General features: G+C 69.2%; 22 protein-coding genes and 1 tRNA gene. 16 read left to right on the forward strand and 7 right to left on the reverse strand.

What is annotated here, in order from left to right:
- Positions 1 to 5 precede the first annotated feature (5 nt).
- Positions 6 to 1,091, forward strand: coding sequence for a glycosyltransferase family 2 protein (locus P5G46_RS02845; protein WP_408904937.1), 1,086 nt, complete (start codon positions 6 to 8; stop codon positions 1,089 to 1,091).
- 15 nt (positions 1,092 to 1,106) lie between these two features.
- Here P5G46_RS02845 and P5G46_RS02850 read toward each other — a convergent pair whose 3' ends face one another.
- The 3 genes from P5G46_RS02850 to P5G46_RS02860 are packed head-to-tail and all read right to left on the reverse strand — an operon-like array spanning position 1,107 to position 5,522.
- On the reverse strand, positions 1,107 to 2,564 hold the full coding sequence (locus P5G46_RS02850; RefSeq protein ID WP_239274011.1) for a CDP-glycerol glycerophosphotransferase family protein: 1,458 nt from the start codon (positions 2,562 to 2,564) through the stop codon (positions 1,107 to 1,109).
- A complete protein-coding gene (locus P5G46_RS02855) occupies positions 2,561 to 3,832 on the reverse strand; it encodes a CDP-glycerol glycerophosphotransferase family protein (RefSeq protein ID WP_408904938.1) in 1,272 nt (423 codons plus the stop codon). Before P5G46_RS02855 ends, P5G46_RS02850 begins: the two co-directional genes overlap by 4 nt.
- A gap of 40 nt (positions 3,833 to 3,872) precedes the next feature.
- Positions 3,873 to 5,522, reverse strand: coding sequence for a S1C family serine protease (locus P5G46_RS02860; RefSeq protein WP_408904939.1), 1,650 nt, complete (start codon positions 5,520 to 5,522; stop codon positions 3,873 to 3,875).
- Between the two features lie 197 nt (positions 5,523 to 5,719).
- Here P5G46_RS02860 and P5G46_RS02865 point away from each other — a divergent pair, with 197 nt between their 5' ends.
- A complete protein-coding gene (locus P5G46_RS02865; RefSeq protein ID WP_408904940.1) occupies positions 5,720 to 6,925 on the forward strand; it encodes an aminotransferase class I/II-fold pyridoxal phosphate-dependent enzyme in 1,206 nt (401 codons plus the stop codon).
- A gap of 9 nt (positions 6,926 to 6,934) precedes the next feature.
- Here the strand turns inward: P5G46_RS02865 and P5G46_RS02870 are convergent, their stop codons facing one another.
- Both P5G46_RS02870 and P5G46_RS02875 read right to left on the reverse strand, forming a co-directional pair.
- Positions 6,935 to 7,741: a carbon-nitrogen hydrolase family protein gene (locus tag P5G46_RS02870; RefSeq protein WP_375095481.1), complete on the reverse strand. Its 807-nt coding sequence runs from the start codon at positions 7,739 to 7,741 to the stop codon at positions 6,935 to 6,937.
- Complete coding sequence (locus P5G46_RS02875; protein ID WP_408904941.1) at positions 7,738 to 8,250, reverse strand: DUF6328 family protein; 513 nt, start codon at positions 8,248 to 8,250, stop codon at positions 7,738 to 7,740. Before P5G46_RS02875 ends, P5G46_RS02870 begins: the two co-directional genes overlap by 4 nt.
- Positions 8,251 to 8,334: 84 nt before the next feature.
- Between P5G46_RS02875 and P5G46_RS02880 the strand changes: the two genes are divergently transcribed.
- The 7 genes from P5G46_RS02880 to P5G46_RS02910 all read left to right on the forward strand — a co-directional run bounded on the left by P5G46_RS02880 (position 8,335) and on the right by P5G46_RS02910 (position 12,923).
- Positions 8,335 to 8,408, forward strand: a tRNA-Met gene (locus tag P5G46_RS02880).
- A gap of 154 nt (positions 8,409 to 8,562) precedes the next feature.
- Complete coding sequence (locus P5G46_RS02885; protein WP_375095479.1) at positions 8,563 to 8,925, forward strand: DUF6507 family protein; 363 nt, start codon at positions 8,563 to 8,565, stop codon at positions 8,923 to 8,925.
- Positions 8,922 to 9,053: a hypothetical protein gene (locus P5G46_RS02890; RefSeq protein ID WP_375095478.1), complete on the forward strand. Its 132-nt coding sequence runs from the start codon at positions 8,922 to 8,924 to the stop codon at positions 9,051 to 9,053. The genes P5G46_RS02885 and P5G46_RS02890 overlap by 4 nt, the downstream gene beginning before the upstream one ends.
- Positions 9,054 to 9,107: 54 nt before the next feature.
- The gene (locus P5G46_RS02895) at positions 9,108 to 10,715 is read left to right on the forward strand and encodes a hypothetical protein (RefSeq protein WP_408904942.1); all 1,608 of its coding nucleotides are present in this window, start codon (positions 9,108 to 9,110) and stop codon (positions 10,713 to 10,715) included.
- An 80-nt stretch (positions 10,716 to 10,795) separates the two neighbouring features.
- On the forward strand, positions 10,796 to 11,221 hold the full coding sequence (locus tag P5G46_RS02900) for a hypothetical protein (RefSeq protein ID WP_408904943.1): 426 nt from the start codon (positions 10,796 to 10,798) through the stop codon (positions 11,219 to 11,221).
- Between the two features lie 125 nt (positions 11,222 to 11,346).
- Positions 11,347 to 12,270, forward strand: coding sequence for an SMP-30/gluconolactonase/LRE family protein (locus P5G46_RS02905; protein ID WP_239273973.1), 924 nt, complete (start codon positions 11,347 to 11,349; stop codon positions 12,268 to 12,270).
- Positions 12,267 to 12,923, forward strand: a complete 657-nt coding sequence (locus P5G46_RS02910; RefSeq protein WP_408904944.1) for a formylglycine-generating enzyme family protein — start codon at positions 12,267 to 12,269, stop codon at positions 12,921 to 12,923. Before P5G46_RS02905 ends, P5G46_RS02910 begins: the two co-directional genes overlap by 4 nt.
- On the opposite strand, the gene P5G46_RS02915 is transcribed toward P5G46_RS02910, so the two are convergent.
- Positions 12,907 to 13,419, reverse strand: a complete 513-nt coding sequence (locus P5G46_RS02915) for a MarR family winged helix-turn-helix transcriptional regulator (RefSeq protein ID WP_408904945.1) — start codon at positions 13,417 to 13,419, stop codon at positions 12,907 to 12,909. The two genes, P5G46_RS02910 and P5G46_RS02915, sit on opposite strands and share 17 nt — an antisense overlap.
- A 30-nt stretch (positions 13,420 to 13,449) precedes the next feature.
- On the opposite strand from P5G46_RS02915, the gene idi reads away from it, so the two are divergent.
- Genes idi through P5G46_RS02950 form a run of 7 tightly spaced genes read left to right on the forward strand, consistent with a single transcriptional unit; the run spans position 13,450 to position 19,040 of the window.
- Positions 13,450 to 14,001: an isopentenyl-diphosphate Delta-isomerase gene (gene idi, locus P5G46_RS02920; protein WP_408904946.1), complete on the forward strand. Its 552-nt coding sequence runs from the start codon at positions 13,450 to 13,452 to the stop codon at positions 13,999 to 14,001.
- A complete protein-coding gene (locus tag P5G46_RS02925; RefSeq protein WP_408904947.1) occupies positions 13,998 to 15,065 on the forward strand; it encodes a polyprenyl synthetase family protein in 1,068 nt (355 codons plus the stop codon). The genes idi and P5G46_RS02925 overlap by 4 nt, the downstream gene beginning before the upstream one ends.
- Positions 15,062 to 15,931 carry a phytoene/squalene synthase family protein gene (locus P5G46_RS02930; RefSeq protein ID WP_239273949.1) on the forward strand — a complete coding sequence of 290 codons (870 nt, stop codon included), beginning with the start codon at positions 15,062 to 15,064 and terminating at the stop codon, positions 15,929 to 15,931. The genes P5G46_RS02925 and P5G46_RS02930 overlap by 4 nt, the downstream gene beginning before the upstream one ends.
- Positions 15,928 to 17,484 carry a phytoene desaturase family protein gene (gene crtI / locus P5G46_RS02935; protein ID WP_408904948.1) on the forward strand — a complete coding sequence of 519 codons (1,557 nt, stop codon included), beginning with the start codon at positions 15,928 to 15,930 and terminating at the stop codon, positions 17,482 to 17,484. Before P5G46_RS02930 ends, crtI begins: the two co-directional genes overlap by 4 nt.
- Before the next feature lies 1 nt (position 17,485).
- Positions 17,486 to 17,845 (forward strand): lycopene cyclase domain-containing protein, encoded by a 360-nt coding sequence (locus P5G46_RS02940; RefSeq protein WP_408904949.1) that lies wholly within the window; start codon positions 17,486 to 17,488, stop codon positions 17,843 to 17,845.
- A complete protein-coding gene (locus P5G46_RS02945; RefSeq protein WP_239273927.1) occupies positions 17,842 to 18,150 on the forward strand; it encodes a lycopene cyclase domain-containing protein in 309 nt (102 codons plus the stop codon). Before P5G46_RS02940 ends, P5G46_RS02945 begins: the two co-directional genes overlap by 4 nt.
- Positions 18,147 to 19,040, forward strand: coding sequence for a prenyltransferase (locus tag P5G46_RS02950; RefSeq protein ID WP_408904950.1), 894 nt, complete (start codon positions 18,147 to 18,149; stop codon positions 19,038 to 19,040). Before P5G46_RS02945 ends, P5G46_RS02950 begins: the two co-directional genes overlap by 4 nt.
- Positions 19,041 to 19,196: 156 nt before the next feature.
- On the opposite strand, the gene P5G46_RS02955 is transcribed toward P5G46_RS02950, so the two are convergent.
- Positions 19,197 to 22,145 (reverse strand): UPF0182 family membrane protein, encoded by a 2,949-nt coding sequence (locus tag P5G46_RS02955; protein WP_408904951.1) that lies wholly within the window; start codon positions 22,143 to 22,145, stop codon positions 19,197 to 19,199.
- Positions 22,146 to 22,177: the final 32 nt, after the last annotated feature.

The following is a 22,177-nucleotide window of genomic DNA, read 5'->3' on the forward strand; positions in this document are numbered from 1 at the left end:
GTCGGATGCACCTCGCGACTCCCGGCCGCCGAGACGCGCCCGTCCCGCCTGACGACGCCGGCGTGAGCTTCGTCATGCCCGTGCTGAACGAGCAGCGTTATCTGCGGAGGGCCGTCGCCTCGACCCTCGCGCAGGAGGTTCCCGGCCCCGTGGAGTTGGTGCTGGCTCTCGGCCCGTCGACGGATGCCACGGACGTGATCGCGCGGGAGATCGCCGCTGCGGACTCTCGTGTGGTGCTCGTGGACAACCCGGCCGCCGACATCCCGGTCGGTCTGAACCTCGCGATCCGGGCGAGCCGCTACCCGACAATCGTCCGTGTGGACGCGCACTCCGAGCTCGTCCCCGGGTACACGCGACGGGCGCTCGCCACTCTTGCGCGCACGCGTGCCGCGAACGTCGGCGGGGTGATGCGCGCCGACGGCCGCACCCCTTTCCAGCGCGCTGTCGCGCGCGCCTACAACTCACGGGCCGGCCTCGGAGGGGGCGCGTACCACAGCGGTACCGAGGAGGGCGCTGCCGAGTCCGCGTACCTCGGCGTCTTCCGGCGCGCGGTGCTGGAGGAGGTGGGCGGCTTCGACGAATCGATCCGTCGCGGCGAGGATTGGGAGCTGAACCTCCGTATCCGGCGTGCCGGGTATCGCGTGTGGTTCGATCCGACGCTCTCGGTGGTCTACTGGCCGCGCGAGAGCTGGTCCCGCCTCGTCCGGCAGTTCCGTGCCACCGGGGCGTGGCGGGGAGAGCTCGTGCGCCGCTACGGACGTCGCAACTCCCTCCGGTTCTTCGCGCCCCCCGCCTTGGTGATCGCCGCGGTCGTGTCCCTGATCGTCGGCGCGCTGCAGATCGCCGGGGTCGCGCGGGGGCGCACCGCTTCCGCGACTCACGTCCCCGTGGCCGCGTATGCGGTTCTCGTCGGTGCTGTGGCGTCGGGACGCGGTGGCGGCCGGGGCTGGCGCGACCGGCTCTGGACGGCCGCGGTACTGCCCTCCATGCATGTGCCGTGGGGCGTGGGTTTCCTGTGGGCGCTTGTGCGCGGAGCGCGCGACACCGTCGACACGTCCCGCCTCAGTGGGCGGAACACCCCGCTGCCCTGAGCGGGCGGCATCCTGTCACTCGCGGTCGACGAGCCCCTGATCCAGGATGCGTGCCACGACGCGCTCACCGGCTCGCCCGTCCTCGCGGGCGACGAAGACGCGCTGGAACCTTTCGTAGCGCTCGCGGAAGATCTCCGGGTCGACGTCGTCGAGCGCACGTTCCAGCTCGTCCTGGGTGCGCACGACGGGACCCGGAGCGGCATCGAGCAGGTCGAAGTAGAAGCCGCGCAGCTCGCCCCGGTAGTGCTCGAGGTCGGGCACGAGGAAGTAGATCGGCTTGCCGGTGATGCTGAAGTCGAACATCACCGACGAGTAGTCGGTGATGAGCGCGTCGGCGGCGGCCAGAAGACGCGCGGTGTCCGGGAATCCCGTGACATCGATCACGCGGGGACCTCGAGCGTCCTCGCCCGGCTGCAGGGTGCGGGTGTGCCCGCGCACGAGGACGACCGCGTCGGCCGCTGCGGCCAGGGCTGCGGGGTCGAGGAAGTCCACCATGGCCTCGCGGTCGTCGCGCCACGTCGGAGCGTAGAGCAGGACGCGTTCGTCGAGCGCGATGCCGAGGTTCCGCCGGGTGGTGGCGCCGTCGTCGGTCTGCAGCGAGTCGTTGCGGGGGTACCCCTCGACCCAGACGGGCCGACGGCGGAACGCGTACGCGCGGGAGAGCACGCGCGCCGCGTACGGGCTCTGCGCCAGGAGGATGTTCCACCGACGGCCCTCTCGGATCACCGCGAGCATGCGACGCGGGTCGAAGCCGGGACGATGGAGCGCGAGCCGCTTCAGCGGTGTTCCGTGCCAGGTCTGCAGAACCGTCTGCCCCGGCTTGCGCACGAAACGGCGGCGCAGCCAATCGTTCACGACGAGCAGGCGCGCAGCGGCCCGAGCGCGCCACCATTCGGGGCTGCCTTCCACGACGGCGACGGCCCCGTCCGGAACGGCCACGGAAAGATCGACGACGCTCCAGTACCGCGTGACGGTCGGCGCCACCCGCGCGAGCTCCCGATCGATCGCGAGGGGGTTGCAGCCGGCCGTCCGCCCGTAGAAGCTCTCGAAGAACACCGCGTTCTCGAGGGGCTGCCGCGAGGTCGCGTAGCGGCGTTCCAGGGCGGCCTGTCCCTCCCCCGAGTCGTAAGCGGGATCGACCGGCGGCCCGACCCGCAGCAGCCCTTCGGCCCACGCGGCGCGCAGACCCGGTAGCTGCGTCAGAGGCAGCGCTGCGGCGGGAGGGAGAGCATCCGTCGCGTCCCCCTCGTCGATGTGCAGCCGGTACTCCCCGGTGGGAAGCGGAAGCTGAGGGCCGCCCCAGCGTGCCGCCCGCAGGGGCAGCACCGCCCGCCAGGTGCGACCGCGGCCATGCAGGCGCGCCTCGACCCGAGCCCGTGGACCGCGCAGCGACACGGCCGCCGGGCGCGGACCGGAACCGGAAATCTCGAGGGCAGCGTGCCCGTCTTCGAGCAGGAAGCGTGCGTCGGTCATTGTCCGTTCCTTCGGCTCGCGGCTGTGCGGCTCGTACGGCGCGACGGTGCGTCCAACCGAGCGCGGATCGCGCGGTGCACGCGCTCCGCATTGCGTCCGTCGCGGTGGGCATGCACGGCGGCGCTCCGACGACGGGACGCGGTGATCGCGTCGGCCGGATCGTCCAGGATGCCATCGACGCGCGCGATCGTCGCCTCCCACGTTGTCGCCGGTTCGTCGCCGGCGACGTCACGGTAGCGCCCGTAGAGCCCGCGACGGGCGACGTACGCTTCGAGGTCGGGCGCGAAGAACACCACGGGAAGGGGGACGAGCCCCGCGTCGAAGGCGAGCGAGGAGTAGTCGGTGATGAGGGCGTCCAGCCCCGGGAGAAGCGGGGTCACGTCGGCGACGAGATCGCTGCCGAGCATGCGGACCCGCTCGCTCGGCGCGCGGTACTCACCGGCGCCGAGTGGATGGGGCCGGATGAGCAGAACGGCGTTGCGTCGTGCCAGGACGGCGTCGATCGACGCCCAGTCGTCGGGGGTCGGGATCGCCGGATCGGCCGCACCGTCGCGCCATGTCGGCGCATACAGCACCACCCGGCGATCGCCCAGATCGATGTCGAGAGCGGTGGCGAGCGCGGCGCGGGCGATACGGCGGCGGTCCTCCGCGGAGCCGCGCGACAGAACGTCGACCCGGGGTTCCCCCGTGACGGGAACACGGGCATCGTCGAGGCCGAACGCCGTCTCGAGCCGCCCGCGCACGAGGTGGGAGGCGGCCGGGAGCAGCGCGATCTGCCGCATCGTGCGCCGGTACAGGAGGGCGAGGAGCCGGTTCACCGCGCTCCACCGCGGAAGGAACGTGCTGCGCGTGGTCTCGGGCGAGTCCAGACCGATGCGCTTGAGCGGGATCCCGTGCCAGAGCTGGACGACGAATGCTCCCGCGACCGCGTAGCGGTTGACGTCGCCGAACCCGTGCGTGACGACGACCACGCGCGCGCGAGCGGTCTCCCACAGCCCGCGAAGCGAGTCCCGCCGAACGGATCGGATGCCGAGGTCGGCGGCATCCCTCGCCTGGGCGGCGTCCGCGACGAGCCACGTCGACCGCTCCCCCGCCGTGTCTGCCACACGCCACAGTGCCAGGGCCCCGTCGGCCACGCCGACCGCGCACCCGAACACCCAGCGATCGCGGGAGCGCGGGACCACCGCCGTCAGCAACCGCCCCGCGAGATACAGCGGGATGCGCCGGAGTTTTCGCGCGTTTCCCGCACCGAACGAGAAAGACGCCACCCCGCGAGCCTATCGCGGGGTGGCGTCGGGGAGGGGGATGTCAGTTCTCCATCGCCCCGAGCGTCACGTCGGCCGTCTCCTGCTTTCCGCCACGCACGTAGGTCACCGTGGCGTCGGCACCGGCCGCGAGGGCCCGCACCTGCGCGGTGAGGTCCACAGAGTTGGTGATGGGGATGCCGTTGAACTGGGTGATCACGTCACCCTGCCGCAGGCCGCCCGCCTGGGCCGCCCCACCGGGTGTGAGCTCGGCGACGTAGGCACCGGTCGTCGTCGCGCCCTGGACGGAGGCGGCATCCTGCACGCTCGCACCGAGGAGGCCGTGCGTGGCGGAACCGTTCTCGATGATCTCCTGCGAGATGCGCTGAGCGATGTCGGAGGGGATGGAGAATCCGACGCCGATGTTGCCCGACTGCCCTCCGGATGACGAGCCGCCCGCGCTCGCGATGGCGACGTTGATGCCGATGAGTTTGCCCTCGTCGTCGACGAGCGCGCCACCGGAGTTGCCCGGGTTGATGGCGGCATCGGTCTGGATGACGGCGATCTTGATCGTCTGGTTGGTCTGGGGCGTCTGGCGTCCCTGTCCGAAGTCGAAGAAGAAGGGGCTCTCCTGGCCGGGCTCGCTGCCCTCGTCGGATTCGGAGCCGTCCGAGGGCGCCGCGGACGAGGCGACCTGGATCGACCGGTTCAGCGCGCTGACGATACCGGTGGTGACGGTGTTCGGCAGACCGAGCGGCGCTCCGATCGCGACGGTGTTGTCTCCGACGTTGAGCTTCGACGAATCGGCCCACTCGATGGGGGTCAGGTCGGAGGCGTTCTCGAGCTTGATGACCGCGAGGTCGTACGTGGGATCCGTGCCCACGACCGTGGCTGCGAAGACACGCCCGTCCGAGGTGGTCACGGACAGCTGCGCGTCGCCGGTCTGCCCGTCGAGCGTCACGACGTGGGTGTTCGTGAGGACGTAGCCGTCGTCACTGAGCACGACGCCCGATCCACTTCCGGCGTTCTGCGCGCCGCGGGCGCTGATCGTGACGACGCTCGGGACGACCTTGGCGGCCACGGCGGCGGTCGCGTTGACCTCGTCCGGGTCGTTGACCGTGATCGCGGTGGGACCGGAGGCCGTGGTGCCGTCCGAACCGCCCCACAGGGCGAGGCCCGCGTAGGTGCCGCCGAGCCCGGCGCCACCGCCGACGAGCGCGGCCGCGACGAGCAGCGCGGCGATCTTCGCGCCGGATCCCTTCTTGCGCGGCTTCTGCTTCTCCGACTCGGGCAGGGTCAGCGTGGGGTGGGTACCAAACGACGCCCCGGCGGCGGGGCCGAAGGCCTGCCCGGTCGGAGCCGACGCTCCACCGGGTGCGGAGGCGTACCCCGGGCCTCGGGGTGCGGGGTGCTGCGGTGTCCCGAGGTTCGGGGTCGCGGGCTGCTGCGGAGCCGCGGCAGGGTGCTGCACCTGCGATGCGGTGGCCGGACCCGGACTGGGCGGGGGCCATGCGGCGGCGGCGTCCGCGGGCGAACGCGTCGGTACGGGCGGCACCGACGGTGCGGAGGCCTCGGCGGTCCCGGACTCCGTGGTGCGGGCCTCTCCGTCGGTGGCGGCGGGGTCGTGCGACGTGGGGACCGCGCCCTGCGCGGCCGCGTCGGTGGTGGGGCGGTGCTCGGTACCCTCGGGACGGTCGTCCGTGGTGTCGCTCATGGGATGCTCCTTCTTCCAGGCGAGATCAACCATGACCCCGGATGCTGTGTTCTTCCTATGACGCGGGTGAGTTCGGTCTATGGGTGTCACAGCAACGGAATGCGAAGACACCTTCCGCGTGCTCGCGGCACGCTCGGCTACGGTGAGAAGGATCCGAACGGCGTCCGCCGCCCCTCCCGATACGAGGCCTCCGCATCATGCACGATCTCCCCGGCGCCTGGCGCCGCACCGCCTCGGGCGCGGGACTCGTCGCGCCGGACGGCTCCTCGGTTCCGACGATCTTCGCCGAGATGACGGCGCTGGCCGCGGCGACCGGCGCGCTCAATCTCGGGCAGGGGTTCCCCGACGAGGACGGCCCCGAGATCGTCGTAGAGGCGGCGCGGCGCGCGATCGCCGACGGTGTCAACCAGTACGCGCCGGGTCGCGGCTTCCCCGACCTCCTCGCCGCGATCGCCGCACACCAACAGCGCTTCTACGGGCTCGAGCTGGATCCGGCGCGGCAGGTGCTGGTCACGGTCGGTGCCACCGAAGCCCTGTCGTCGACGCTGCTGGCACTGATCGACGGCCCGGACGACGAGGTCGTGGTGTTCGAGCCGTACTACGACTCGTACGCCGCGTGCGTCGCGCTGGCCGGCGCGCGCCTCGTCCCGGTGCCTCTGCGGTGGCCCGACTTCCAGCCCGACCTCGAGGTCCTGGCATCCGCGGTGTCCGACCGCACTCGGGTCATCCTCGTCAACGACCCGCACAACCCCACCGGCACCGTCTTCTCGCACGCCGTTCTCGAGGAGGTCGTTCGACTCGCACACCGGCACGACGCGATCATCGTCACCGACGAGGTGTACGAGCACCTCGTGTTCGACGGCCCCCATGTCCCGATCGCGACGCTTCCGGGCGCCGCCGAGCGCACCCTGTCGATCTCGTCGGCCGGCAAGACGTTCTCGCTGACCGGGTGGAAGACCGGCTGGGTGACCGGACCCGCGCCGCTCGTGTCGGCGGTACTTGCCGTGAAGCAGTTCCTCACCTACGTCGGCGGCTCGCCGTTCCAGCCGGCGATCGCCGCCGGCCTACGCCTGCCGGACGCGTTCTTCGCCTCGATCGCCGCTCGGATGAAGGCGAAGGCAGACCTGCTCGGCACCGGTCTCCGGGCCGCGGGCTTCGACGTCGGCACACCCGGCGGGTCGTACTTCACGGTGGTGGATGCCGCCCCGCTCGGCGCCGTCGACGCGGACGCGTTCTGCCGTGACCTTCCCCTGCGCGCGGGGGTCGTGGGCATCCCGCTCACGGCGTTCGCCTCCCCGGCGCACCGCGCCGACTACGCCACGCTCGTCCGCTTCGCCGCGTGCAAGCGTGTCGAAGTGCTGGAGGACGCGGCGCGGCGGCTCTCGGCCCTGTCGCCGGCCTGACCGCCCCGGTCAGCGCGGGGTGACGCGATAGCGCCGCAGGTCGAGAGCCGGGTTCACGCGGCGGACGCGCGCAATCGCGCCGGGATCGATGTGAGCGACGGCGACGTCGGTGGCGGTGCCGATCGTGGCGAGGGCGACACCCTGGGGGTCGATGACCGTGGAGTGCCCGACGCCGAGGGGCGGAGGATGATCGGCACCCGCGACGAAGAACGTGTTCTCGATCGCCCGCGCGGTGAGCAGCGTCGTCCAGTGGTGCTCCTTGAGCGGTCCCCGCACCCATTCGGCGGGGACGAGGGCGACGTCGACTCCCGCGTCGGCGAGAGTCCGCGACACCTCGGGGAAGCGCAGGTCGTAGCACGTCATGAGGCCGAAGCGCAGGCCGTCGACCTCGAAGGTCTCCGGCGGCGCGATCTCTCCCGGCGCCACCCAGTCCGACTCCCGCTGACCGAACGCGTCGTACAGGTGCAGCTTGCGGTAGACGGCACGGATGCCGGCTGCATCCACGGCCACGACGGCGTTGCGCACGCGCCGCCCGTCGTCGGCGGGTTCCACCAGTCCCGCGACGAGCACGACGTCGAGCTCAGCCGCGAGCGCTTGGAGCGCCGTCACGAACGGGCCGTCGAGGTCCTCGGCGTTCTCGGCCAGGGAGGCGTCGAACGGGTCGATGAAGTAACTCGAGTACTCGGGGAACACGATCACCCGAGCACCGCGGGCGGCGGCCTCGCGAGCGAGATCGCCGATGGCATCCCGATTGGTCTGCTTCGACGCGGCGGGGGCGAACTGCGCCACCGCCACCCCCACGGTGCCGTGCGTCATGCGCGTTCCCTTCCGCCGCCGACCCGGCGAAGCAATGCCGGGGCCACGACCCACAGTACGAGGATGACGACGCCGAGGACGACCGCGGCGGCGATCGCCGCATCCAGGCCGACGACCACGTCGAACACGAACGCGACGACGCCCCCGAGCAGGAGCGCGACCGCGGCGAGCGCGGCGATGAGCGCCCGGTGCCCGAAGCGCACGACGGACGGCTTGACGCCTTTCTGGAACATGGCGCGATGCAGAGCCACCGGCGCGAGCGCGAGGATCGCCGTCACGGCCGAAAGAGAGACCAAAACGAGGTAGCCGATGCGCTGCCCCTGGCTGAGATCGGCGAACGCCGGTTGGAACGCCAACGCCAGCAGGAATCCGGTGAGGATCTGGGTGCCGGTCTGCAGCACGCGGAGCTCCTGGAGCACGTCGACCCAGTTCCGGTCGGCGCGCTGCGCGGCGCTCTCGGGGCGCCCGTCGGCGATGTCGTCATGGGGGTCGTCGGTGGGGGTCAGCATCCCGGCATCATGGCCCGCCTGACGGTTCGGAATCAACGCCGATTCGACACACCTCGAAACCCATGCTAGGTTTATCTCTTGTGCCGCGGGGTGGAGCAGCTCGGTAGCTCGCTGGGCTCATAACCCAGAGGTCGCAGGTTCAAATCCTGTCCCCGCAACAAATGAAGGCCCCGGATCCTCGGATTCGGGGCCTTCGCCTTTTCCCCTCTCCAGCCTCATCTGCCTCCTCAGAGGGCCGATGTGCGGGCTGCGTCGTCCACAGATCGGTGCAAGCTCCGCCTTTCGGACGAGCCTCTACCTAGCATGGAGCGCATGGGCGGGCAGTATTCGATCGATGTGGCGGGGTTCGTCTCGACGACCGACGGCGTTGCGTCGGCGCTGGAATCGTTGGGTCAATCCGTGAGCGGGGCGGTCGCCGACCTCGACCAGATGGTGCGGCTTGTCACGACAGAAGCCGACCTCGCCTCCGCGTTGACGGGCGCAACGGAGGAGCGGCGACGCACCGGCCCTGGCGCAGTCCAACACGGCGGCGACGTTGTGATCGCAGCTGGCCAGGTTGTTCTCGCCTATGTGCAGGCTGACGACGAGATGGCATCCACCACATCCGGTGCCGAAGCGTCGATACCGCTCCCCCGCACCTCCGGCACCGGGCGACGAGAGGCACTGGCGCGATGACGCTCGTGACCCCCTCGAACGTCCCCTCGGTGACGATCGATCCCTCCGCGCTGTCTGCCGCCGCGGAGTCCCTCCGCCACCGCGCAGATGCCGCTGCCGACTCCGCCGAGCGGATCACGACGACGTGAAACACCCTTCCCGCAAGTTGGGACGCCCCGGAGGCCGCCGAACTCCTCGCTCGCATGTCGGTCGTGCCGCGGGCCGCCGACGATTTCGCCGAAACTGTCCGGCGTATCGCCGCGATCATGACCGAGCTGGCCGACCAGCTCGCCTTGGCACGAGCCCAGGAGACATCGCTTCGCGCAGAAATCGAAAGCTTGCGCGACGCCGTTCGCGGATACCGCACATCGTCGGACGAGATGGGCATCGGGAGCACCGAGGACACATGGGGGCCTGGCCAGTTCGCGCACAACCAGGAGTTGATCGCCGCGTGCCTGTCTTTGCGTTCGCTTCGAGACGCCGCCATCGAAGAGGCGCGCCGCGACCTGGCGTCCATCAGTCAGCCCGACATCGTGCTGTCGAGCAGCAACGCGGCTGGGACGTCACCATCCTCCACCGCGTGGACGACCGAATACGATGCCATCGCCGACGGTGTCGCATTCGCCATCCTCGCGAAACTCAGCGCGGGGACGGCCGATGACGCCCTCGCGCTCCTTGCTGCACACGACGACTGGCGCCGACTGTTCGCGTCGAATCCCCCGGATGCCACGGCGGTCAACGCCTGGTGGACACAGCTCGCCGCCTCAAACCCGGGCGCCCTCGACTCGTTGGTGCTCGGCGCATCCGTCATCGTGGGGACGCTGGGTGGGGTTCCCCCGGCGAACCGCGTCGCCGCCAACGCGGTGAATGCGAAAAACCGCATCCCATTGGTGGAAGCCGAGATCCGGCGCATGTCCGAATTGTCCCTCGCGCACGGCGGTCCAGACTTCCTTGCGTGGCGGGACGTTATCGGCCGGCTGGAGCGCCAGCTGGACTACTTGCAGCGAGCGGCAGACGGAGACGTCCAGCTCTACCTGTACGAGCCGGATTCTCAAAGCATCATTGAGATGATTGGGACCCTCGATGTGAACACGACGGACGTCATCACGTACGTACCCGGGACGTTTACGAGCGTCCACAGCTTCTATGGCGATCAGGTGCAGCAGGTCGGACGGTGGCTTCGGACGAACGACCCTCGCGTCGTTACCTTCGTCTGGAAGGAGGGATTGTTTCCCGGAGAGGACGTGGTATCCGGGGCAATGGACTTCGCGCGTATCGTCGAGGCGAATGACCAGGGCGCTGCCCTCGACACAGGGAGACTGATCGCGGACTTCCAGCATGAACTCCTGTCATCCTCGTCTGAGGCAGCGGCCGCCGAACAGGGCGGGATGGGTCATTCGTGGGGACTCGGGGGGATTTCGTCGTCGGAGGTAGCGGGCGCGAAGTATGCCCAGGTGCACTCTCTTGCGGGCGCCGGGCTACCGTCGGCGTGGACGCCAAGCTCCAGCACAGAGTACTTCCACTGGGGATACACCGACGCTCTCTCGATAGTCCAAGGAACCGGCGCTGTGTGGGACGGACGGGTTCCGACACGAGAGGGCGTCTTTGAATCACACGTCTATGTTCGAGAGGGCGACTTCACGCTCTACATCCCAAGTGGAGCGAGCTCACGCAACGCCGTCATCGCGCCAGTACCCCCAGCATCCATTCCCCTCACCACTACGCCGATCGAGAACCACAACCTCATCGCGAGTGACAACCCAGAAAATCAGACCGCCCTGTTCCACATGCTTCGGGAGATTGAACGATGAGACCGCGCATAGGGACGATAGCTGTTGCTCTCTTGCTGCTGATCGCGACCGGCTGCAGCCCGATGAAAGGAGACGCCGAGGTGGATGACAAAGTCACCATAGACGAGGCCAAGTCGATCGCCCAGGGAATGGAGAAGACTCTGGCGGGTTTTGTGCCTGCTGAGCAGGTGGCATCAATCGACCAGAATCCGAGCGGTGCTCTCATGTCGTGCAGTAGAGAGGGAGACTATCTCTGGTCAGGCCAGACCAAGGTGTTGCTGAATTCAGGGGCCGTCTACGACGGGGCAGCGGTTACCGAAAAGATCGCCGAGCAGTACGACGGCCGCGATTATTACACCACCGAGACGGGCCTCACGCCCGACAGCCAGCCCAGTGCCCACGTAATTGGCAGCGACGGGGAGGGGTACCTCGTGGCGCTGTCCGTGGACAAGACATTCGTTCAGATCCTGTCTTTCTCACCCTGCTTCGTTCTGCCCGAGGATGTTTCGCCGAGCCGACCGTACTGAGCGCGCCTCTCATGTTCTGAGAAGGATCCGGCATCCACCGCACACCCGTTCGGCGGGCCTGTCTGATCCTGCGCGGGCCCGTCAACCCGGCTGCAGCTTCTGCCGGCGACCGTTTCACTGGGCATATGCCGACTTCATCGACGATCGACGGACGACTGTTGCAGACGAGGCGGGAGCCCTCCCCTGTCGACGTCGCGCGACCGCGCGTGTACGACGATCGCCTGCGCCACGTCATCTCACCCTCCGCACGCGTGTTGTCGCTGTACTCGGACGCGAGCTGGGCCGAGGGGCCTGTCTGGTGGGAGCAGGAACGGATGCTCGTCTTCAGCGACGTCATCGGCCGCCGCACCCTCGGGTGGCGAGAAGACGGAAGTGTCGTCGCGATCGTCGACCCGTCGGCGTTCGCGAACGGCAACGCGGTGGATGCCGAGGGGCGCCTCGTGCACGCCGAGCACGGCCGCCGCGCGATCAGCCGCACGGACGGAAACGGGACGCACGTGCTCGCCGATGCGTACGAGGGGATGCCGCTGAACTCGCCGAACGACCTCGTCATCGACCGCACCGGTGCCGTGTGGTTCACCGACCCGCTGTACGGCATCTCCGACCCCCGCGAGGGCTATCCGGCCGAACCGTCGCTGGATCACCAGAGCGTGTACCGCTGGCAAGAAGGGCGACCCCTCGAGCGCATGATCGACCTCGACGCGCCCAACGGCATCGGCTTCAGCCCCGACGAGTCCACCCTCTACGTCGCGGAATCCCATCCTGACGGCCTGCCCCGCATCGCCGCGTGCGCCTGGAACGGCGAGACGCTCGGCGCCCCGTCCACGTTCGCGACGGTGGATGCCGGCATCCCGGACGGGTTTGCCGTCGACAGCCGCGGCTGGCTATGGATCAGCAGCGAAGCCGGCGTTGTCATCGTCGACGAGACAGGAGCCCGCCTGGGGGTCGTTCCGACGCCCCACGTGGTGAGCAACTGCGCCTTCGACAGCGGCGAGACCCGGCTTTTCCTGACCGGGAACGCCGATGTGTGGATGCTCCCCCTGACATGAGCGACGTGGAGATGACCCGCATCCCCGCAGGCAGCGTGCTGCGGGGCGATCAGCGTGGTGCCGACCGGCGCGAGATCGTCGTGGAGGAGTTCGACCTGGGGGTCTACCCCGTGACCGAGGAGCAGATGGCCGAGGTGCTCGGCATCACCGCCCAGAACCCCCGCCGCCCGGCGGTCCAGGTGAGCTGGCTGCGCGCCGTGCGCTTCTGCAACGCCCTGTCGGAGTGGGAGGGTCTCGACCCGGTGTACTCCTACGACGGCGAGGTCGTCGACTGGGACACCGAGGCGGACGGCTTTCGCCTGCCCACCGAGGACGAGTGGGAGTACGCGTGCCGCGCGGGGTCCAGCGGGGCGACGTATGGGCCGATCGCCGAGATCGCCTGGACCGGCGGTGACGGTCTGCGCGCCCCCGTCGATGTCGGGGGCCGCCTGCCGAACCTGCACGGCCTGTTCGACATGCTGGGGAACGTGTCCGAGTGGTGCTGGGACCTGTTCGCGCCGGACACCAGCGACGCGCGCGTGTTCCGGGGCGGCGCGTGGAGCGACGCGCGTGCCCTCGTCCGCGCCACGACTCGGCGCGGCGCGAGTCCGCGTGCCGTCTTCGACGACGTGGGGCTGCGCGTGGCGCGGGGCGCGCTCAATCGCTCACGCTGATGGCGTCGCTCAACCGGTTGACGAAGTCGGCGATCGTGGCGAGCTCCTCATCGGTGTAGCGCTCCGCGACCTCGCGCATCGACGACAAGTGGGCGCCGAAGTGGCGGAAGAACTCGGTGCGGGCCTTCTGGGTGAGGACCACCACGCGCGCTCGACCGTCCGAGGGATGAGCGCGTCGCTCGAGGTGGCCCGCGGCCGCCAGCCGGTCGAGGAGTTTTGTCGTCGATGCGGTCGAAATCTTCAAGTGCGAGGCGACGTCGTGCGGACTCACCATCTCGCCGCGCTGCTCGCGGATCACGAGCATGCGGAGCGTCGCGAGATCGCTGGCGTTCATGTCCATGTCGCCCTTCATCTCGCTGTTCATCCGGTCGAGGGCGTCACTGAGCGCACGCACCGACTCCATCGCGCGCAGCACACCGGTCCGCGTACCAGAAAACGGCTCGCCGAGGGGCACGGTGGACACCTCCGTTGCGCTCTGGGTATAGTCGGCAGACATCGCTAGCTAAACTAGCAAATGGGAGGAACGATGAGCGAGACCGAGTATGTCGTCCTCCTGGATGACTGGGGCAACGAGATCGGCACGGCCCCGAAAGCCAGCGTGCACGACACCGACACGGCCCTTCATCTGGCGTTTTCGTGCCACGTCATGAACGCGGACGGGCAGGTGCTCGTCACCCGTCGCGCACTGCACAAGAAGACCTGGCCCGGCGTCTGGACGAATTCGTTTTGCGGACATCCCGGACCGGCTGAGCCTGTGCTGCACGCGGTGCATCGTCGCGCGGAGTTCGAAGTGGGCTTGTCCCTCCGTGACGTGGAACTCGCCCTCCCCCTCTTCCGTTATCGCGCCGTGGATGCCAGCGGCATCGTCGAGCACGAGATCTGCCCCGTGTACGTCGCGCGCACCGACGAGGAGCCGCGCCTGAACCCTGCGGAGGTCGCCGAATACCGGTGGGTCGACCCCGCCGACCTCGCGGCGGCGCTCGAGGCGACGCCGTGGGCATTCAGTCCGTGGCTGGTCCTGCAGGCGCAGCAGCTCCACCTCTTCACGCACCCACCGGTCGTGCGGGCGGCATCATGATCGCGCTGTCGACCGCCCCGACCGCACGCGCGGCGATCGACGACGCGATCGATGCCGTCCTGGCCCGCCTCGCTCGTCGGCTTCGTGAGCACGGCGACGGCGCCCGCGCCCTGGCATCCGCGATCGCCCGATCGACCGAGGGCGGCAAGCGATTCCGTCCGCTCCTCGTCGTCGCAGCCTTCGAGACGTTGCGAGGACGCGAGGCCGACCGCACGTCCGTCTACCAGGTCGCGGCGGCGTTCGAACTGCTGCACACCGCCTTCGTCGTTCACGACGATGTCATCGATCACGACACCGAGCGACGTGGCGTGGCCAACGTCGGCGGAGAATTCCGTGCGCGCGGACGCGCGCGAGGAGCGGATGCCTCCGGCGCAGCGCTCCTCGGCGACGCCGCCGGCATCCTGGCCGGCGACCTCCTGCTGCACGAGGCCAGTCGGCTGATCGCCCTCGTCGATCTTCCCTCCGCCACCCGGAGCGAGCTCCTGAGTCTCCTGGAGGATGCCGTACTGGTCTCGGCGGCGGGAGAGCTCGCCGATGTCGAGAATGCGGTATCCGCCGGAGAGATCGACGCCGAGACGATCCTGCGGACCACGCACGACAAGACCGCGGTCTACTCGTTCTCCGCACCCCTGGAGGCGGGGGCGGTCCTGGCCGGTGCCGATGGCCCCGCACGCGCCGCTCTCGAGCGTTTCGGTCAGCGCCTCGGGCTGGCTTATCAGCTCGTCGACGACCTCATCGGAGCGTTCGGCTCGTCCGAGATGTCGGGGAAGGACGAGGGCTGCGATCTTCGCGAGGCGAAGAAGACGCACCTCATCGTCCTCGCCCGTGAGACCGAGTCGTGGCCGCAGGTGAGCGCGGCCCTTGCACAGGCGCACACCGGGCCTGTCGCTGTCCGGGCCGCGCAGCGGGCGCTCAGCGCCTCGGGAGCCCGGGCACGGCTGGAGGAGCTCGTCCGCGAAACCCTCGACGAAGCGCGCGCCATCGTCACGGCATCCACCCTCCCCGAAGACTGCCGCGACATGCTGCGAGACCTGGTCGACGCCGTTCAGGGAAGGGTTCCGTGAGCACCACCCCCACCGGCCTCGCGCTGTACTCGCGGACCGCTGACGATGCCGCCGCCGCGGTCATCAACCGCTACTCGACGTCTTTCGCCCTCGCCTGTCGCCTGCTCGGACCGCGCCCGCGCCCGCACGTCCGCAACATCTACGCCCTGGTGCGAGTGGCGGACGAGATCGTCGACGGCCCCGCTCACGACGCGGGCTTGAGCCCCGCGCAGGAGAGGGCGGCACTCGACGCGCTCGAAACCGAGGTGCGGGATGCCATCGCCTCGGGCTTCAGCGCCAACCTGGTGGTGCACGCCTTCGCCCGCACCGCGCGAGAGTGCGGCATCGGCGACGACCTCATCGCCCCGTTCTTCGCGTCGATGCGGACCGACCTCGACACCTCCGCCCACGACGACGCCTCTCACGACGCCTACGTCTACGGCTCGGCCGAGGTGGTGGGGCTGATGTGCCTCCAGGTCTTCCTGAATGCGGGGATGTCCGCACCTGCGCGCCCCGCCGCTGATCTCGTCGATGGCGCACGACGTCTGGGCGCCGCCTTCCAGGACGTGAACTTCCTGCGCGACCTCGACGACGACGCGGCGCGCCTCGGCCGGGACTACCTCGACGGTGCCGCCGGCGACGAGCGGCGCATCGCTGTGCTCGATCGCATCGACGCCGACCTCGCCGCCGCCGCCGCCACCGTGCCGCTCCTGCCGCCGGACTGCCGTCGCGCAGTGACGGCCGCGCACGACCTGTTCGCCGAGCTCTCCCGGCGCTTGCGCCGCACGCCCGCGGGCGCCCCTCGCGTCCGCGTCCCCGACGGCGTGAAGGCGACGCTCGCCGCACGCGCTTTCCTTGGCCGCCCACCGAAAGGGGCCCACGTATGACCTCGCAGCGCATCGTCGTCGTCGGAGGCGGTATCGCCGGACTCGGCACGGCCGCCCTCCTGGCCGATAAAGGACACGAGGTGCACCTGTTCGAAGGCCGTGATCAGCTCGGTGGCCGCGCCGGGTCGTGGGAGAGCGACGGGTTCCGGTTCGACACCGGCCCCAGCTGGTATCTCATGCCCGAGGTGTTCGATCACTTCTTCCGCCTGCTCGGCACGAGCGCCGCGGAGCAGCTCGACCTCGTTCGACTCGACCCGGCTTACCGCGTCTACGGCCCTCCCGGCAAGGGCGAGCCGATCGACGTCATCTCGGGTCGCGAGGCCGTCCGTGCGCTGTTCGAGGAGCATGAGCCGGGCTCGGGCGACAAGGTCGAGGCGTACCTCGATTCGGCCAAGGACGCCTACGAACTGTCGACGTCGAAGTTCCTGTACGACACGTACTCGTCGACCCAGGGCCTTCGCGACCCCGCGCTCGTCAAGCGCCTCCCGACGCTGATCCCGTTGCTGACCCAGACGCTGTGGAAGCGGGTAACCCGCGACTTCTCGAACCCGCGCCTGCAGCAGATCCTCGCCTACCCCTCGGTGTTCCTCGGCGGCTCCCCCTTCGAGGTGCCGAGCCTGTACCACCTCATGAGCCACCTCGATCTCGGAGACGGCGTGCTCTACCCGCGCGGCGGATTTACCGAGATCATCGCCGCGATCGAACGCCTCGCCCGCGAGCGCGGGGTCCGCATCGAAACGGGCGTCCCCGTGGAAGCGATCATCACCGACGACGGGATCGCCCGTGGTGTCCGCCTCGCCGACGGTCGAGTGGTCGCCGCGGATGCCGTGGTCTCGGGCGCCGATCTCCACCACACCGAGACGCAGCTCCTCGAAGAGGGCGACCGCCAGTACCCCGAGAAGTGGTGGAAGGACCGCGTGCCCAGCCCGGGGGCGCTGCTTCTGCTCCTCGGCGTCGAAGGGGAGCTGCCCCAGCTCCCCCACCACACGCTGCTGTTCACCGACGACTGGCACACCAATTTCGACGCGATCTTCGGCGAGAACAAGCGGATTCCCGATCCGGCATCCATCTACGTGTGCCGACCCAGCGCGTCGGATGACTCGGTGGCGCCCGCGGGACACGAGAACCTCTTCGTCCTCGTTCCCGTCCCCGCCGATCCCGTCAGCGGTCGCGGCGGCGTCGACGGCTCCGGCGACCCGCGCATTGAGGCGGCCGCCGACCGCGTCATCGCGCAGATCGGTGAGTGGGCCGGCATCCCGGACTTCGCCGAGCGGATCGTCGTGCGCCGCACCATCGCCCCCGAGGACTTCGCCACCGACCTGCACGCGTGGCACGGCAACTCCCTCGGGCTCGCGCACACGCTCGGCCAGAGCGCGATCTTCCGGCCGAAGAACCGTTCGCGCAAGGTATCGAACCTGTACTACGCGGGGACCTCGGTACTGCCGGGCATCGGTCTCCCCATGTGCCTGATCTCGGCGGAACTCGTGGTCAAGCGCATGACGGGTGACCGCACGGCGGGTCCTCTGAACGAGCCGGCGCGCACGGCGGTCTGAGGTGCCCGGGATCTACCTGGGCGCGATCCTCTTCTCGCTCGCCGGGATGATCGCCATCGACATCAAGTACCACCTTCCGTTGCGCACCGCGCCGGGGCGAACCGTTCTCGCGGTCGCCCTGGGCACCGCGTTCTTCCTGGCGTGGGACGTCCTGGGCATCGTCACGGGGGTCTTCGTCAAAGGGGATAGTCCGCTGTTCGTCGGGATCGACCTGGCCCCGCACCTTCCGCTGGAGGAGATCTTCTTCCTGATCTTCCTCAGCTACCTGACGATCGTGCTCTGGACGGTGTTCGATCGTCGCGCCGGCAACCGGGATGCCTCCGCCCGCGCCGCCGACAGCCGCGAGGAGCACGCACCATGACGTATCCCCTCATCCTGCTGCCCTTTCTGCTGTTGACGATCATCGTCACGGCTGCCAGCGCGACCCGGCCACGCTTCGCGCAGCGGATGCGCGCCTCCGCCTGGACGGCAGGGGTCCTGGTCCTTCTCACCGCGGTCTTCGATAACGTCATGATCGCGGTGAACCTGTTCTCGTACCCGCCGGAGCACTTGAGCGGGTTGAGGATCGGCCTCGCCCCGCTCGAAGACTTCGCGTACCCGGTCTGCGCGGCCTTCCTCGTGCCCGCGATCTTCTCGCTCGTCTCCCCCCGAAGGAAAAGCGCATGACCACTCCCCCTGCCCTCACTCCCGGGCGCGTCCTGCGGGAACTGTTCGTGTCGTCGCGTCCCGTGAGCTGGATCAACACCGCGTTCCCCTTCGCCGCTGCCTATCTGCTCACGACACGGCAGGTCGATGCCGTGCTGGTCGTCGGCATCCTCTTCTTCCTCGTTCCGTACAACCTCGCGATGTACGGGGTGAACGACGTCTTCGACTACGAGTCCGATCTGCGCAATCCGCGCAAGGGCGGCACGCACGGCGCGGTGCTCGCCAAGCGCATGCACCCCATCACGCTCTGGGCCTCGGCTCTATCGTGCCTGCCGTTCGCCGTGTTCCTCGTCGTGGTGGGATCGCCTCTTTCGTGGCTCGTGCTCGCGCTGAGCCTGTTCTTCGTGGTCTTCTACTCGGCCCCGCCGCTACGGCTCAAGGAGCGTCCCTTCGCCGATTCGCTCACGAGCAGCATCCACTTCTTCTCGCCCGCTGTTTACGGACTCGTTCTGGCGGGAGCGACCTGGACGTGGCAGCTCGTGGCGCTGCTCGTCGCCTTCGCACTGTGGGGCATCGCCTCGCACGCCTTCGGAGCCGTGCAGGACGTCGAGGCTGACCGCGCCGCGGACATCTCGTCCATCGCCACGGCGCGCGGCGCTCGGTGGACCGTGCGCTTCGCCCTCGCCGCCTACGCCCTCGCCGGCGTCGCCATGCTGCTGACCGCCTGGCCCGGGCCGCTCGCCGCACTGCTGGTCGTTCCGTACCTCGTGGTGTGCTGGCCCTACCGGAATGTGACGGATGCCACCTCCGACACCGCCACGGCGGGCTGGAACCGATTCCTCTGGTTGAACCAGATCGCCGGCTTCGGCACGACGATGCTGCTCATCTGGTGGTGGTTCCTCACGGCCTGAGCGCGGCTATCGCGGCGCAGCTCAGCGCTCCGACGTCGACTTTCGCGGGCCGCACTCGTACACGAACGCGTCTGCGTGCGCGACGGCGACCGTCACGCCGCCGGGAACGCCGAAACGCCGGCGCCCTCGGGCACCGGCGTCTCGGCGGAACGGGGATCAGCCCGCGGGGGTGGGCGCCGGGGTCTCCGCTGCGCCATCGGTCGGGGCCGTCCCCGCGGTCTGGCCCTGCAGTTCGATGAGTCGCTGTACCGCGGCCGTCAGACGCTCGTCCTGCGTGGCGAACTCCGCGAGGTCGCCCGCCGTCAGCGCCGCCTGTCGGGCCGTCAGTGCCGCCTGCGCTTCGGCGAGGGCCGCCGCGTAGTCGCCCGCGGGGGCGTCCGGGGTCGGGGTCGCTCCGTCACCGGCGTCTCCCGGTTCGCTCGGCGTCACCGCTTCGTCACCCGTGTCGGCACCGGAGTCACCACCGAACAGGCTGTCGAGAGCCTCGCTGAGCGTGTTCTCGAAGGCGATCTTGTCACCGAAGGCGACCAGCACGCGCCTCAGCTGCGGGAGCTGTGTGCCACCGGACGACTGCACGAACACCGGCTGGACGTACAGCAGACCGCCTCCGACCGGGAGGGTCAACAGGTTGCCGTTGAGCACCTGCGACTGCCCCTGCTGGAGGATGTTGATCTGCGACGACACCGCGGTATCGGAGTCGAAGGTGTTCTGCACCTGGCCAGGGCCGGGAACCGTCGTCGCCGCGTCGATGACGAGCATGCGGAGTCGACCATAATCATCGCGTTTGGTGCCCTGCTGGTCACCGGCGTTGGAGTCGACGGCGAGGTAACCGGTCAGCACGTTGCGCGCCTGCCCCCCCTGCGACGCCGGAATGAAGCTCGTGAACATCGAGTAGCTGGGGGCGTCCTGACTGGGCATCTTCATCGTCAGGTAGTACGGCGGCTGCAGCGTGTTGGGGTCCTGCGGGTCGTTCGGCGTGGTCCAGCGGTTGTCCTGCTGGAAGAACGACCGGGCGTCGTCGACGTGGTACACGCCGAGCATCGACCGCTGCACCTTCATGAGATCCGTCGGGTACCGCACGTGGCTCATGAGGTCGGCCGACATCTCGCTCCACGGCTGCAGGCTCGACGGGTACACCTTCTGCCAGGCCTGCAGGATGGGGTCTTCGTCATCCCACGCGTACAGCGTGACCTTGCCGTCGTACGCGTCGACGGTCGCCTTCACCGAGTTACGGATGTAGTTGATGTTGTCGAGCGAGTACGTCGGCGACGGGGTGTTCGAGTCCGTGATCGCGCGGGAGAGGGACACGCTCGACGAGTACGGGTAGTTCGCACTCGTGGTGTAGCCGTCGATGACCCACTTGATGCGTCCGTCCACAACCGTCGGGTAGGGGTCGCTGTCCAGCGTCAGGTAGGGCGCGACCTTCTGGACGCGCTCCTTGGGGTTGCGGTCGTAGAGGATTTGCGAGTCGGCGTTGACGTAGTCGGAGAAGAGGATCTGCTCGGACTGGAACTTCAGGGCGTAGATGAGACGGCTGAAGACGTTGCCCACGCTCGGTCCGCCATCGCCCCGGAAGGTGGTGCGGGTCTCGGTCCCGCCGTCGGCACCGATCGGGTAGTCCAGCTCGATGTCCTCGCCGCCCTCGGGCCCACCGACGATCGAGTACGGCGGCGACTGCTCGCCGAAGTACACGCGCGGCTCGTAGTTGAGATCGGTGAGGAAGCCGGTACCGGGGATCGCCTGCTCGAGGAAGACCGGGTCGCCGTCGTCCGTGCGCTCGTTACCCGCGGCCGCGACCATGCCGTAGCCGTGGGTGTAGACGAGCGTGGTGTTCTGCCACGTCGCGGCATCGCCCAACTGATCGATGTTCAGCTCGCGCAGCGCGACGACCGCGTCCTGCGTCTGCCCGTTGATCTGGTAGCGGTCGACATCGAGCGGGTTGGCGAACTGATAGTACGCGCGGTACTGCTCGAGCTGGCGAACGGTGGGCCCGATGATGGCGGGGTCCATGATGCGCAGCTGAGCGGTCGACGCGGCGTCGTTACGCAGCTGGCCGGCCTGCGCCGTCGTCGTCGCCTCGAAGTTCTCCTTCTCGACGTTGTCGATGCCGTAGGCGGCCTTCGTGCTGTCGATGTTGCGCTGGTAGTACTGGCTCTCGAGCGCCAGCTGGTTCGGGCGGACCTGGAAGGTCGTGACCGCCCACGGAATGGCCGCGCCGACCACGACCGCCGACACGACCAGCAGGGCCGTCGCGATCAACGGGTAGCGCCAGCGACCGATGACGGCCGTCACGAAGAACGCGATCGCGACGATGACGGCCGCGATGGCCAGGATCGTCTGACCGGGGATGACGGCGTTGACTCCGACGTAGCCGGGGCCGGTGATGCGGTCCTCCTGGTTGATCAGGGTCGCATAGCGATCCAGCCACAGGCTCGCGCCCTGCAGCAGCAGGTACACACCGGCGAGGACGGCCAGCTGGATGCGGGCGGACTTCGAGATGCGCAGCTCTCGCTGACCGACCCGGACGGAGCCGTACAGGTACGACACGACCGCGGTCAGGAGCAGGCAGACCAACACCACGGCCGAGGCGAAACCGAGCACGGTCGTGTAGAACGGCAGGCCGAAGAGGTAGAAGCCGGTGTCGAGACCGAACTGCGGGTCGGTCGTCGCCGTCGCCACACCGTTGGCCCAGAGCCAGGTCGTCTCCCACTGCGCGGAGGCCGCGAAGCCCGCGAAGAAGCCGAAGAAGACCGGGATGCCCCACATCGCCAGGCGCCGGAGCGGCTCGACGACTTCCTGGTAGCGATCGAGCTGCGAGCTCAGACGCGCGTACACGGGACGGAGCCGGTAGGCCAGCTGGATGACGCCCCAGACCGGTACGGCCATCGCAAGGAATCCGATGACGAACATCACGGTGCGCGCGATCCACTGGGTGGTCAGCACCTCGGTGAAGCCGAGCTGCGAGAACCACATCCAATCGGCGTAGAGGCTCGCGAAGACGAAGAACGCCACGACCAGGGCGGCGATGACCGCCAGCGAGATCGAGATGATCCGTCGTGAACGGTTCGGGGGCGTGGCCTGGTTCGGCGCTGAGGTCGTGGTCACGCGTCCATCCTAGGCGTCGCCCTCTGGGGGAA

This window comes from Microbacterium mcarthurae (assembly GCF_046064585.1).
Classification (GTDB): Bacteria; Actinomycetota; Actinomycetes; order Actinomycetales; family Microbacteriaceae; genus Microbacterium; species Microbacterium mcarthurae.

Coding starts and splice junctions, on each gene's coding strand:
- P5G46_RS02845 (WP_408904937.1), top strand. CDS start 6: ATGCACCTCGCGACTCCCGGCCGCCGAGACGCGCCCGTCCCGCCTGAC.
- P5G46_RS02850 (WP_239274011.1), bottom strand. CDS start 2,564: ATGACCGACGCACGCTTCCTGCTCGAAGACGGGCACGCTGCCCTCGAG.
- P5G46_RS02860 (WP_408904939.1), bottom strand. CDS start 5,522: ATGAGCGACACCACGGACGACCGTCCCGAGGGTACCGAGCACCGCCCC.
- P5G46_RS02865 (WP_408904940.1), top strand. CDS start 5,720: ATGCACGATCTCCCCGGCGCCTGGCGCCGCACCGCCTCGGGCGCGGGA.
- P5G46_RS02870 (WP_375095481.1), bottom strand. CDS start 7,741: ATGACGCACGGCACCGTGGGGGTGGCGGTGGCGCAGTTCGCCCCCGCC.
- P5G46_RS02875 (WP_408904941.1), bottom strand. CDS start 8,250: ATGCTGACCCCCACCGACGACCCCCATGACGACATCGCCGACGGGCGC.
- P5G46_RS02885 (WP_375095479.1), top strand. CDS start 8,563: ATGGGCGGGCAGTATTCGATCGATGTGGCGGGGTTCGTCTCGACGACC.
- P5G46_RS02890 (WP_375095478.1), top strand. CDS start 8,922: ATGACGCTCGTGACCCCCTCGAACGTCCCCTCGGTGACGATCGATCCC.
- P5G46_RS02895 (WP_408904942.1), top strand. CDS start 9,108: ATGTCGGTCGTGCCGCGGGCCGCCGACGATTTCGCCGAAACTGTCCGG.
- P5G46_RS02905 (WP_239273973.1), top strand. CDS start 11,347: ATGCCGACTTCATCGACGATCGACGGACGACTGTTGCAGACGAGGCGG.
- P5G46_RS02910 (WP_408904944.1), top strand. CDS start 12,267: ATGAGCGACGTGGAGATGACCCGCATCCCCGCAGGCAGCGTGCTGCGG.
- P5G46_RS02915 (WP_408904945.1), bottom strand. CDS start 13,419: ATGTCTGCCGACTATACCCAGAGCGCAACGGAGGTGTCCACCGTGCCC.
- idi (WP_408904946.1), top strand. CDS start 13,450: ATGAGCGAGACCGAGTATGTCGTCCTCCTGGATGACTGGGGCAACGAG.
- P5G46_RS02925 (WP_408904947.1), top strand. CDS start 13,998: ATGATCGCGCTGTCGACCGCCCCGACCGCACGCGCGGCGATCGACGAC.
- crtI (WP_408904948.1), top strand. CDS start 15,928: ATGACCTCGCAGCGCATCGTCGTCGTCGGAGGCGGTATCGCCGGACTC.
- P5G46_RS02945 (WP_239273927.1), top strand. CDS start 17,842: ATGACGTATCCCCTCATCCTGCTGCCCTTTCTGCTGTTGACGATCATC.
- P5G46_RS02950 (WP_408904950.1), top strand. CDS start 18,147: ATGACCACTCCCCCTGCCCTCACTCCCGGGCGCGTCCTGCGGGAACTG.